At 71.3% G+C, this 11500-nt stretch carries 5 protein-coding genes; all 5 read right to left on the bottom strand.

Translation table 11 applies throughout. The annotated features are described in order from the left end of the window. On the bottom strand, window positions 1-815 hold an 815-nt coding region (locus tag HHL11_RS18705), incomplete at its 3' end, for a calcium-binding protein (RefSeq protein ID WP_281068673.1). A gap of 40 nt (window positions 816-855) precedes the next feature. Next, entirely contained in the window at window positions 856-2136 is a 1281-nt protein-coding gene (locus tag HHL11_RS18700; RefSeq protein WP_169419852.1) for a glycosyltransferase, read from the bottom strand. A gap of 162 nt (window positions 2137-2298) precedes the next feature. Then, window positions 2299-4260 carry an exodeoxyribonuclease V subunit alpha gene (gene recD, locus HHL11_RS18695; RefSeq protein WP_169419851.1) on the bottom strand — a complete coding sequence of 654 codons (1962 nt, stop codon included), beginning with the start codon at window positions 4258-4260 and terminating at the stop codon, window positions 2299-2301. Continuing rightward, on the bottom strand, window positions 4257-7970 hold the full coding sequence (recB, locus tag HHL11_RS18690) for an exodeoxyribonuclease V subunit beta (RefSeq protein ID WP_169419850.1): 3714 nt from the start codon (window positions 7968-7970) through the stop codon (window positions 4257-4259). The genes recD and recB overlap by 4 nt, the downstream gene beginning before the upstream one ends. Beyond that, window positions 7967-11464 carry an exodeoxyribonuclease V subunit gamma gene (recC, locus tag HHL11_RS18685; protein ID WP_205964307.1) on the bottom strand — a complete coding sequence of 1166 codons (3498 nt, stop codon included), beginning with the start codon at window positions 11462-11464 and terminating at the stop codon, window positions 7967-7969. Before recC ends, recB begins: the two co-directional genes overlap by 4 nt. Between the last annotated feature and the right edge of the window lie 36 nt (window positions 11465-11500).

The raw sequence follows: 11500 nt of genomic DNA, 5'->3' as shown, positions 1-11500 counted from the left end.
GCCCACTCGATGTTCAGCAGCGTGTCGGTGCCGCCCTGGCCGTCGTTGGCCGTGCCGGCCATCAGGTCGACGCTGCCGCCGGTGGTGGCGCCGTCCATGCGGTACTGGTCGATGCCGCCGCGCCCGTCGATGGTGTCGTTGCCGCCGCGCCCGTCGAAGCCTTCGACGTAGGCCGTCGTGTCGCTGCCGTACAGGTGGTCGGCGAAGTTCGAGCCGCGCACCTGGCTGATGTTGGACAGCGTGTCGGTGCCGCCCATGCCATCCTGGGCCTGGCCGGTGGCGAGGTCCACCGTCACGGCGCCGCTGGAGTTCTGGTAGGACACGCGCGCGCCGGTGAAGTTGTTCGACGCGTCGATCGCCCCGCCGTCGATCGTGTCGTTGCCCGCGCCGCCTTCGAACTGCTCGAAGATGTTGGTCGCCGCGCCGGTCAGGCGGTCGTCGTATTGCGTGCCGCTCACCCAGTTGATGTTGACCAGCGTGTCGGTGCCGCCCTGTCCGTCCTGCGCCGTGCCGGCGCCCAGGTCCACCACCACCCCGGTGGTGGCGCCGTCGAAACGCACCCAGTTCAGGTCGGTGTAGTTCACCAGGTCGGTGATGGCGCCGCCGTCCAGCGTGTCGTTGCCGGCCCCGCCGACCAGCACGTCCTGGCCCGCGCCACCCAGCAGGCTGTCGTTGCCTGCGCCACCATCGAGAAAGTCGTTGCCTCCCTGGCCCTCCAGCGTGTCGTTGCCGTCCAGACCGTTGATCGTGTCGGCACCGGGAGTGCCGATCAGGTCATTGTCTTTGGCATCTCCGTTCATGATGGTGGTACCCATGGCGCGGACTCTCCTTGTCGATGTGAATGCGTTGCGGTTTCTAACAGGCCGTTGCTTTCACCGTCATCACTCGTTTGGGGGGTCGCCCCCGCGGATAGGGGTCTTCCCCCAGCACGGCACGCAGTTGCCCCGGCAGGCAGACGCTGGCCAGGTCATACCTTTCGCGCACTAGTTCACGCGCGCGCCGTCCCATCGCATGCGCGGCCTGCGGGTTTTCCAGCACGCCCACGACTTCTTCGACGAGTTGCTTCCCGTCGAAGAAATCGAACAGGCGGCCGGTGGCGCCATGCTCGACGACTTCCTGCACGGGGCCTGTGCGGCTCGCCACCATCGGGCAACCCACGCTCATGGCTTCCAGGCAGCTCCAGGACAGCACGAAGGGATAGGTCAGGTACACGTGGCAGGCCGAGACCTGCAGCACGCGCAGGTAGTCGGCATACGGCAGGCCGCCGAGGAAGTGCACGCGGCCGGCGGGCAGCCGGGCGCCGACTTCCTTCAGCATCGCGTCGCGCCAGGTGCCACCGCCGCTCGGTGGCGAGCCGTAGCTCACCGAGTCGCGGCCGACGATGATGCAGTGCGCATTCGGGCGGCGCTCCATCAGTTCGGGCAACGCCCGCATGAACACGTGGAAGCCGCGATAGGGCTCGAGGTTGCGGTTGACGAAGGTGATCACCTCGTCGCCCGGCGCGAGCTGCAGTTGCGCGCGCTGCAGCTGGATGGTGGCCGCGGGGTCCGGCGCGACGCGCGTGGTGTCGATGCCATCGAACATCACCTGCGCCTTGGCGCGGTATTCGGGCGGCAGCCGGCTGCGCTGCCACTCGGTGGGCGAATAGATCGCGTCCGCGGCGGCGAAAGCGTGCAGGTGCACCGTGTTTTTCAGGCGCAGGCGCGCCCGCTGCTCCGGGCCGTCGGTGGAGAGCTCGGGGTCGAACAGGAAGTCGGAGCCTTCGCCGCCATAGAAGAACTCGGCGTAGATGACCAGGCGCGCGCGCGGCCAGACGTCCTTGCAGAACAGCGCCTCGCCCCAGCCGGGATGGGCGACCACGATGTCCGGCTCGAAGCCTTCGCGCTGCAGCCGCTGCATGGCGGCGGCGCAGGCCAGGCCGCGCGCGACCTTCACCTCGAAGTCACGCGCGGTGTCCAGCGCGGACGCGCGCTGCAGGCGCGGCGGCGCATAGCGCAGGAAGCGCACGCCCTTCAGCGGCCGCCCCTCGATGCCGAGGGCGACCACCTGGTGGCCGGCGGCCGCCAGCGCGCTCGCCACGTGCACGAACTGCCCCGGGAAATTCTGGTGGATAAAGAGAACGTTCTGGTTTCGCAAACGATCCGGACTCCCCTTGCCGGCGCTGCGAGTCTCCCCAGCTGACACAAAACGTGTCAACTCCTCATCTGGGGGGTACTTGACCAAATTCCAACAGGGCGCGCTCACGCCGTCCCCCGCAAGGACGAAGCGCGGGCAGCCCGCGAGGGTGGGAATTGCCCTTTAAGCCAAGTCCCCGCCCGCGCGCTCCATCCGCCGCACCACGGCTTCTTCCAGCACGCCCATGCCGCCGGCGGTCGCCAGCGTGAAGCGCTGCCGCGCGCGCGTGATGCCCGTGTAGACCAGCTCGCGCGTCAACACGCGGCTTGCGCGGTCCGGCAGCAGCAGCGCCGCATGGCCGAACTCCGAACCCTGCGACTTGTGAACCGTCATTGCGAACACGGTCTCCACCGCCTGCAGCCGGCTGGGCAGCACCCAGCGGATGCCGTCGCTGCCGTCGCCGGCCGGGAAAGCCACGCGCAGCTTCCACTCGCCTTCGGCCGGCAGCCGCAGCGTGATGCCGACGTCGCCGTTCATGAGGCCCAGCCCGTAGTCGTTGCGGCTCACCATCACCGGCCGGCCCAGGTACCAGCCACTCGCGGCAGGTGTCAGGCCCGCGGCCTGCAGCATCGTGGCGATGCGCTGGTTGACGCGTTCCACGCCCTGCGGCCCCTTGCGCACCGCGCACAGCAGCTGGAAGGCGCCGTAGCCATCCAGCACCGCACGGGCCCAGTCGTCGAAGGCGCTGCGCTGCGCATCCGGGGCCGGCGCCTTCGCGCGCAGGCGCTCCAGGTACTGCCGATAACTGGCGTCGTCTTCCAGCACGAGGCGGCGCAACGCTGCATCGTCCGTACCGAGTTCGACGAAAGCCAGGTCGGCCTGCGGCGTGCGCACGATGGCGCGCACACGCTCGGGCGAACCGTCGTTCACCGCCTCGGCGAACTGGCCGATGCCGCTCTCCGCGCTGAAGCGGTGGCTCTTGCGCAGCTTCACCACGGCCTGGTCCAGCGGCTCGCCCGCCGCATCGAGCAGGAAGGCCGGCACATCCTCGCCGGTCGCCGCGCGCAGCCAGTCGCGCGTGGCTTGCGTGTAGTGGCCGCCGTCGGCGCGGCGGCACAGCGCGCCCAGCACCGCGCCGGCTTCCACGGAGGCGAGCTGGTCCTTGTCGCCCAGCAGCACCAGGCGCGCGGAAGGCGGCAGCGCATCGAGCACCGCGGCCATCATCTCCAGGTCCACCATCGAGGCTTCGTCCAGCACCAGCACGTCCAGCGGCAGGGGGTTGGCCGCGTGGTGGCGGAAGTGGCGCGTATCCGGCAGGCTGCCCAGCAGCCGGTGCACAGTGGTGACCTCGGTCGGGATCGCGGCGCGGACCGCCTCGCCTTGCGGCAGGCCTTCCAGCTTCAGCTTCTGCACCGTGCCGGCAATGGACGCGTTCAGCCGCGCCGCTGCCTTGCCGGTGGGCGCTGCGAGGCGGATGCGCAAGCGGCGCCCGCTGCTCCCCAGCGCCAGGTGCTGCAGCACGGCCAGCAGCTTCACCACCGTCGTCGTCTTGCCCGTGCCCGGGCCGCCGGTGACGATGCTGAAATCCTGCCGCGCGGCCAGCGCGCAGGCGACCTTCTGCCAGTCCGGCTCGCCCGGCTCGCTGGCGGGGCCCGGGAAGAGGACGTCCAGCGCCTCGCGCAGGCCCGGCACCGGCGCGGGATCGTCGCGCAGCCGCAGCACGATGGCCTGCTGCACGGTCTGCTCGTGCTGCCAGTAGCGGCGCAAGTACAGGCGCGCGCCATCCAGCACGAGTGGTGTGGCACCCGCACCCGCTGCCACCAGGCGCGGATGCTGCAAGGCCGCCTGCCAGCGCGCGAGGTCCACGCCTGCCAGCAGTTGCTGCGGGCCCGGCAGGTCGGACGGCGTCTCTTCTTCCGGCGGCAGCGCCAGCGTGTCGAGCGGAGCTTGCAGCGTGCCTTGCAAGTCCAGGCAGGCGTGGCCGCGCCCGAGCTGGTGGCTGGCCAGCGCCGCGGCCAGCAACAACAGCGGGTCGGCGTCGCTTGCTTCGCGGGCCAGGAAGGCCGCGAAGGCGTGGTCCAGCGGCCGCAGCCACCCGGCCTCGGCCCAGCGCGCGAGTTCCTGCAGCAGGGTCTCCACCTTCATGCCGCAACCTCCGCGCCGCTGAACAGGCGATCGAGCGCATCCATCAGCGCCACGCCCGGCCGCTCCAGGTGCAGGCCGCCACCGGGCGCCGCATGCCCGCGCAGGAACAGGTAGACGGCGCCGCCCACGTCGCGCTCGTAGTCGTAGTCCGGAATGCGCGAGCGCAGCAGCCGGTGCAGCGCGAACAGGTACAGCGTGTACTGCAATTCATAGCGGTGCTTGAGCACTTCGGCGCGCATCGCCGCCGGCGTGTAGTCGGCCTCCATCGCGCCGAGGCGGTTGGACTTGTAGTCGGCCACGTAGTAGCGGCCCTCGTGCGCGAACACCAGGTCGATGAAGCCCTTGAGCATGCCATTCAGCTGGTTGGGCTGCAGCGCCGGCCGCGGCGCGCCGGGCAGCACGTGGCGGCGCACCAGCGCGTCCAGCTTCTGCGTGTCCACGCGCGAGGCCGCGAACCAGAACTCCATCTCGACCTGCACCGAGCGCATCTGCGCCGGGCTCACGCGTGCTCCCGGCGTCAGGGCCGACAGCTCCAGCGGCGTCGCCAGCCAGCGCGCCAGCCACTGCTGCAGCGGCACGGTCCAGGCCTGCCAGCCGCGCGCCTGGCAGCGGCGCGCGATCAGCGCGTCGCGCTCGGCGGACGAGGTGGCGACGCGCGCAAAGCCTTCGCGGCCGGCCCACTCCAGCAGTCCGTGCAGGAAGCTGCCGGGGCTGGGTCCGCGCGGGAAGTCGTGCAGGGTGCCGGGCTCGGCGGCCACGTCGGCCGGCACGTCGTCGCTGGCGTCGTCCAGGCTTTCGCGATAGGTCGCCTCGGTGGCGCTCTCGGGCACGACGGCTTCCGCGACCGGTGCCGTGCCCTCTTCCAGGGCGGCACCCGGCGCGATGCGCAGGCCCGAATAGCTCGCGATCCACCAGGGCTCGCGCGGGCCGGCCGGCAGCGGCGGCTCGGGCGCGAGCACCGTTTGCGCCAGGCTCGCGACGTAAGGCTCATCGCCCGCTGCGGGCGCCGGAGCGATGGCGATCGCATCGCCCTCGCCCAGCGACGCGCGGACGACGTCCTCCAGCGTCCCTGCCGCCACCGGCGCAGCGCCGGCCAGCAGGTAGCCGACGGCGGTGCGCTCGAAATCGCGCACCGGAGCCAGCCCGATCCAGGTGGCATAGCGGGCCCGCGTGAGCGCCACGTACAGCTTGCGCAGGTCCTCGCCCAGGCGCTCTTCGTCCACCAGCGGCAGCAGGCCGGACTGCGCCTGCAGCGCCAGTTGCAAGCGGCCTTCGGCGTCATGCCACTTCAGCGGCAGGTCGGTGTCCTTCGCCGGGCGGCAGGCGCAGGCGAAGGGCAGGAACACCAGCGGGTATTCCAGGCCCTTGGACTTGTGCACCGTCACCACCTTCAGCAGCTCGGCGTCGCTTTCCAGCCGCACGAGCCGTGCTTCGCCGGCGTTATTGCCTTCGGCGCGCTGCTCCGCCAGGTAGCGCACCAGCGCATGTTCGCCATCGAGCAGCGCGCTGGCTTCCTGCAGCAGTTCGGCCAGGTGCAGCACGTCGGTCAGCGCGCGTTCGTCGGCGGCGGCGAGCAGCCGGCGCGGCACCTCGAAGTCGTTCAACAGGCGGCGCAGCATGGGCAGCACGCCCTGCGTGCGCCATTGCTCGCGATAGGCGCGGAACTGCAGCACCCGCGCCTCCCAGTGCAAGTCGTCCTGGTTCAGGCGATCCAGCGCGGACCAGGACAGCCCCAGCAGCCCGGTGCCGAGGGCGGCCCGCAGCACGCGGTCGTCTTCCGGCTCGGCGCAGCCTTGCAGCAGGCGCTGCAGGTCGGCGGCCACGGCGCTCGCGAACACCGAGTCCTGGTCGGACAGGTAGACGCTGCGAACGCCCAGCGCCGCCAGCGCCTGCCGCACGGCACGCGCCTCGCGGCCGGTGTTCACCAGCACCGCGATGTCGCCCGGCTGCAGCGGCTTCAGCACGCCGTCGTGCTCGAATCCGGCCTTCCTGTCCTGCCCCAGCTTCAGCAGGCGCACGATCTCGCCAGCAGCGGCGCCGGCCATGGACTGCACGTAGGCGTTGTTCGCCGGCGCGCCGCCCTCGTCCTGCACCCAGCAGGTGAGCGCGGGCGCGGGCGCGCCTTCCACCACCCAGCGCTGCTTGCGGCCCTGCGCGCCGACCCGCACGAAGGGCAGCGGGTTGTCGCCTTCCTTCCGGAACAGGAAGGCGCCCTTGCCGGCGGCCCGCTCCTCGGCCTGGCCGAAGAACTGGTTCACCGCGGCAACCATGTCCTGCGTCGAGCGGAAATTGGTGCCCAGGGTCGCGTGCCTCCCCTCGGTGTCGCGCCGCGCCGCAAGGTAGGTGTGGATATCGGCGCCGCGGAAGGCGTAGATCGCCTGCTTGGGGTCGCCGATCAGCACCACCGCGCCGTCCTGCGCGTTGCGCGCCACGCCATAGACCGCGTCGAAGATGCGGTACTGCAGCGGGTCGGTGTCCTGGAACTCGTCGATCAGCGCCACCGGGAACTGGGTGCGGATCACGTTCGCGAGCCGCGCGCCGTTCGGCCCCTGCAGCGCCGCGTCGAGCCGCGTCAGCAGGTCGTTGAAGCCCATCTCGGCGCGCCGCTCCTGCTCCAGCGCGAGGCGCGCCGCAATCCAGTGGGTCGCGTGGCATAGCACGTCGGCCTCGCCGGTGGGCAGCGACTGCAGGCGCTCGCGCAGGGTGCGCAGATCGTCCAGCGCCGGATGGTCCGGCGGCTGGCCCGCCTTCCAGACCTCGGCCAGGCCTTGCGGCGTGAGGCGGGCCCAGCCCTTGCCGAGATCCAGCTCCGCCAATGCGTCGTCCGCGGCCCAGGTTCGCAGGCGCGCGAACCAGGGCTTGTAGTGGCTGGACTTGAACTTGGTGCCGTTCACCTGCTTGGCCGCGCAGGCGGCGTCCAGCAGGCCTTCCAGCTGGTCTGCCCACTGCTTCCACGGCGCCTTGTACTCGCGCAGCTTCGCGGTGCGCTCGGCGCGCGCGGCAGCCAGCGCCTGCGCCGGCTCCTCGCCGGCGGGCAGGTGGGCGCGCTGCTCCAGCAGCTTGCGCACGATGTTCGCCAGGTCCTTTTTCTGCCGGCTGCCGGACTCCGAATCCGGCGTCGGCGCTGTCCAGCGCTTGGCCAGCTTCGCCACGTCCTCCGCCTCCAGCGGATAGAAGTAGCTGCGCCAGTAGTCGCGCACCGCTTCCTCGAACAGTTCGTCCTGCTGCGCCTCCAGCGCCTGCGTGAACAGGCTGCCGCTGTCGAACGCGTGCTCGCGCAGCATGCGGTAGCACCAGCCGTGGATGGTGGAGACGGCCGCCTCGTCCATCCACTCGGCGGCCAGGCGCAGCGTGCGGGCGCAGCGTGGCCACTCCGCGGGCGGATAGCTCGCGCGCAGGTCGTGCAGCAGTTCGCCGTTCGGCTCGCAGGCTTCGCTGGTCGGCTCTTCGAGGAACAGGTCCGCCGCTTCGGCCAGGCGCGCGCGGATGCGGTCACGCAACTCCTTGGTGGCGGCCTCGGTGAAGGTCACCACCAGGATCTGCGGCGGCACCAGCGCCTGCGGGAAGGCGGCCGCGCCGCCGTGCCCCAGCACCAGGCGCAGGTACAGCGCCGCGATCGTGAAAGTCTTGCCGGTGCCGGCACTGGCCTCGATCAGCGCGCTGCCGCGCAGGGGGAAAGCCAGCGGTTCCAGGATGGAGGGGACACTCATGCCGCGCCTCCTTCCTTCGGCGGCGTGCCCAGAGCGTCGGCCATCGGCTTCAGCAAGGCATCGGTCCATTGCGCGAACTCGCCGGCGGCCCACAAGGCCTCGAAATCGGTGAAGGCGCGCCCGAGATGCGCGTTGCGCTGCCGCTCGGCGAACTTGCCGTTGTCGGGATCGTGGTCCTCGTAGCAGGCACGCGCCGCTTCGCGGTCTTCGCCCTTCATCCAGGCGCTGGCCGGCAGCACGGCGAAGGGCAAGGGCCGCCGCAGGCCTTCGTCCCAGGCGCGCAGCAGCTGGTCCCAGCAGGCGCGCGCATGCGCGAGGTCCAGCGGCTTCAGCCAGGCCGTGCCGGCCTTGCTCAGGACCACCGTCGTCAAGGGCTCCCCTTTCACGTGGCCGGCCAGGTGCGCCACCCAGTGGGGCAGCAACTTGTCGTGGCGCCACTTGCCTTCCTTCACCACGCCGCTGCTTTCCAGCAGCAGGCGGGCGCGCGAACCGTCTTCGCCGGCGCGCAGGCCGGACAGCCAGTCGTCCAGCCGCAGCGTCGATGACGCCCCGTGCGGCAAGTAGTCGAGCGGTTCGTCGGGCAACACCCGCGGCCACGCCCGCAATTGGCGCTGGTACTCGGTGAACAGCCTGGCCATCGGCTCGGCCAACTGCTGCTGCGCACCGGCGGCGAAGTGGCCCAGCGGGAGCTCGCCCTGCGCGACCAGCCGATCCAGCTGCGCCTGCAAGGCCGGTTCGCGCTCGACGCCGGCATCGACTGCCGCCTTCTGGGCCTGGATCAGCGCGTCCTGCAATTGCCAGTTCTCCAGCGCGTTCAGCGCGAACGGCTCCTGGTCCTCGCCGACGGGATCGTCGTCCCGGAAGCGGATGCCCAGGCGCTCGTGGAAGAAGCCGCGCACCGGGTCCTTCACGAAGCTCGCCAGCGTGCGCACCGTCAGCGGCGCGTCGCGCGGCTGCGGCGGCAGTGCGGCGGGATCTTCCGCGGCGGCCTTCGGCGTGGCAAGGCTCGCGCGCCACTCGCCCGCATAGCTGAAGAGCCCCGGCAGGTTGCCGTCGAAATAGGACGGATGGAAAGGCTGCAGCCGATGCGCCACCGTCAATGCCTCGACCAGCGCACGGCCGGCCTTCGCCTGCCCGCGCTCGTCGCCGGCGAGCCGCCAGCCGGCCGCGATGTGGTCGCGCAGCTGTGCCAGCAGCACCGAGGGCGGACGCGCCTCGTTGTCGCGGATGCTGCGGCCCACCCAGCTCACGTGCAGGTGTTCGCGGGCCGACAGCAGCGCCTCCAGGAACAGGTAGCGGTCGTCCTCGCGCCGCGAGCGGTCGCCGGGCCGCCAGTCCTGCCCCATCAGGTCGAAGTCCATGGGCACGCGGCTGCGCGGGTAGTCGCCGTCGTTCATCCCGAGCAGCGCGATCCAGCGGAAGGGGATGGCGCGCATGGGCATCAGCGAGGCGAAGGTGACGCCACCGCCGAAGAAAGGCTGGTTCAGCCCGCCCTGCTCCATGCGCGCCAGCCAATGGTCGCGGACCACGGCCAGCGGCAGCGGCTCGCGCAGCGCGGCCTGCTCGCAGGCCTCCAGCCATTCCTGCAGCGCGCCTTCCAGCCGCAGCAGGGTGAAGCCCTCTTCGCTGCCATCCTCAGCCTCGAAGAAGCCGGCCAGCAGCGCGCGCAGGCGTTCGCCCCAGATGGCAGGCGGCGCCGGCTCGGCCAGGGCCTGCCAGTGCGCCTCCAGCGCATTGAGCAGGCCTACCAGCGGCCCGAGCAGCGCCGCGTCCAGGCCGCCGATTTCGTCCATCGGCGCGATGCCTTCCCAGGTCTCCCCCGCGCCCACTGCATAGCCAAGCAGCATGCGGCGCAGGCCGAAGGCCCAGCTGTTCTGTTCCAGGCCCTGCGGCAGCTCGAGGCTGGCCCGGTGCTGCGCATGCAGGCCCCAGCGCACGCGCGCCGCCGCGATCCAGCGATGCAGCAGCGGCAGCTGGTGCTCCTCGATGCCGAAGCGCTCGCGCAGCGCGGGCACCTCCAGCAGGTCCAGCACGTCGCTCACGGCCAGCCGCGACGTCGGCAGCGCGAGCAGCTTTTCCAGGGCGACCAGCAGCGGATCGTGCTGCCGCTGGCCGCGGTCGGCCAGCGCGTAAGGAATGTGGCGCGGGTCCTTGCGGTCCACCAGCCCGAACACGGCCTGCACGTGCGCCGCATAGGTCGCGATGTCCGGCACCATCACGATGACGTCGCGCGGACGCAGCGTGGGATCGGCGGCGAAGGCAGCGAGCAGCTGGTCGTGCAGGATCTCGACCTCGCGCTGCGGCCCGTGGGCGACGTGGAATTCGATCGAACGGTCCGCGCTCGCGTCCACCGCCGGCCACTGCGCGCGCGTCTCGGCCAGCGGCCGCAGGTCGCGGATGTCGTCCTGCAGCTGGCGCAGCAAGGTCAGAGGTTCCTCGCGCTCGAACACGTCGATGCGCTGGCCGATGGCGGCGAAGCGCGGCTCGTAGCTTTCGCGCTCGTCGTGCAGGTCCAGCAGGCGGATGAAGTCGCGGCCCTGCTTGCCCCAGGCCGCCAGCAGCGGCTGCGCCTGCAGATGCAGCACGTCCTCGTCGTCCGGCTCGTTGCGAGTGCCGGGCCGGCGCTGCTGCCGCATGCGCGCGCTGCGCAGCAGGTCCTGGTCGGCCACGATGTGCGACCAGTCGTGCTCGCAGGGGTTGTGCACGGTCAGCAGCACCTGCGTGAAGCGGGCCAGCGCCGCCAGCACTTCCAGCGCCTGCTGCGGCAGCGAGGACACGCCGAACACGCAGACGCGGCGCGGCAACTGCGCGGGCCGTTCGCCCGTCCAGTCCCGCGCGGCGAGGAGGAAGCGGCGGTGGACCTCGGCGCGGCTGCTGGCCGCGCCAGCGGCGCCCACGTCCTTCAGCAGCGCGCGCCACAGCTGCGGCTGCCACATCTGCTCGCGCGGCACCAGCAGGCGGCCCTGGCGGCTGGTGTCGATGTAGTCGGTGCCCGCGGCCCATTCGGCCAGCCAGTCGGCCCGGTACACCTGGTACTGGTCGAACAGGTCGGCGATGCGCTCGGCCAGCTGGTGCAGCTTGCGCGCGTCGGTGTCGCGTTCGAGGAAGCGCGCGAGCGGCGCGAACACCGGCTCGGCCAGGCGCTGCGGCAGCAGGCGCAGCAGGCGCCACACCAGCTGCGCCTTGTCGAAGGGCGAGGCGGCCGGCACGGCTTCGCGCCCGAGCACGGCGCGGTAGGCTTCCCAGAGGAATTGAGAAGGCAGCTGGGTGCGCAAGGCAGCGGCAATGCCGATGCCGCCATCCTGGCGGTCCGCCGCCAGCGACAGCTTCAGCCACTGGGCGACGCCGTTGCTCTGCACCAGCACCACCTCGTCTTCCAGGGGGGCCAGCGGATGGCCGGCGATCCAGGCCAGCATCAGGTCCCGCAGGGATTCGGGGTGGTTGCCATGGACCACCATGAAACCGGGGCTGAGTTCTTCGTCTTCTGGCCTCACGGCTGGTACTGCTTCCGTCGCATGCTGGCGCATGCA

It is taken from the genome of Ramlibacter agri (genome assembly GCF_012927085.1).
GTDB classification, from domain to species: Bacteria; Pseudomonadota; Gammaproteobacteria; order Burkholderiales; family Burkholderiaceae_C; genus Ramlibacter; species Ramlibacter agri.
Note: the sequence above shows the minus strand (reverse complement) of the source record. Positions and strands in the feature narration are given on the sequence as shown.

What these genes read in the sequence shown, in the direction of transcription:
- recD (WP_169419851.1), bottom strand. Translation starts at nt 4,260, where the DNA reads ATGAAGGTGGAGACCCTGCTGCAGGAACTCGCGCGCTGGGCCGAGGCC.
- recB (WP_169419850.1), bottom strand. Translation starts at nt 7,970, where the DNA reads ATGAGTGTCCCCTCCATCCTGGAACCGCTGGCTTTCCCCCTGCGCGGC.